This window comes from Maribacter luteocoastalis (genome assembly GCF_048890225.1).
GTDB classification, from domain to species: Bacteria; Bacteroidota; Bacteroidia; order Flavobacteriales; family Flavobacteriaceae; genus Maribacter; species Maribacter luteocoastalis.
The window spans coordinates 1-843 of sequence record NZ_JBMFZG010000031.1 but is presented as its reverse complement, the minus strand read 5'-3'; the positions used below and the strand labels follow the sequence as shown (position 1 = coordinate 843).

The 843-nt window shown below is 33.9% G+C and carries 1 protein-coding gene; it reads right to left on the bottom strand.

The genetic code is table 11. The features are described 5' to 3' along the window. Positions 1-369: 369 nt before the first annotated feature. Positions 370-717, bottom strand: a complete 348-nt coding sequence (locus ACOCEA_RS17970) for a hypothetical protein (RefSeq protein WP_420757657.1) — start codon at positions 715-717, stop codon at positions 370-372. Positions 718-843: the final 126 nt, after the last annotated feature.

Genomic DNA, 843 nt, shown 5'->3' with positions numbered 1-843 from the left:
TTGTTCCATAATCGTATGTTCTTTCCAAGGCATAGCATCTGAATGTTGGTTCCAAATGCAACTTAAAAAGTGTAAACGATGTTTCTATAACTTTGTAAAGGATGTTTGTATATCGTACCAAATTATGCACAACGGTTCGGCTAAGCGTAGTGCGGTGGTAAGGAAACTTTTCGTTTCCGTCTGCCGACGTAGCTAAAGCTCATTGTTTTGCTTTTTCTTTTTTTAGTCCAAAGCTAAATCCATAAGATTTAGCGACTTCATAAATATATACAGACCTTAGCTTTAAACCCTAAAGTCCGCATTACGTTTAGGTTATGTTGTAGCAAGTATTTCTTTTGCCAAATTTGAAGATTTAAGAGTTAAACAGGATTATTTATTTGAATCCAATTTATCCACAATTTGAAATACTAGCGCAATATGTAATATTAAAAGACCAGCCGAAATCGGGTTAATTCCGAAGCTTCCAAATCCAACTTTGAAAGTTGAATAGTAAAAGTCCAGAAGCCCGAAAATCCCAACCAGAAGAGTTAGTCCATAAACAACATAGTAAGTCATTCTATTTTTAAAGTAGAAATAGATTGAAATCACCACGCATCCAATTCCGATGTAGTGTTTTAAGCTTAGAGCATAATTGGAGGTAGAAATTACTACTAATGAAACTAGAATGAGTATTATGGAAATTCCTAATGGTATAAAATCGAAATCTAGTTTTTTCATATTTGCTACAACGTGTTTGTGTATGATTAGTGGCGTGCTTAAGCACCTAATTTAGCAAATAAAAACTAGATAAAAAATCCGCGAGGATTTTCGTAAGCAGGTCAGGACTAGTCATTAATTATACAC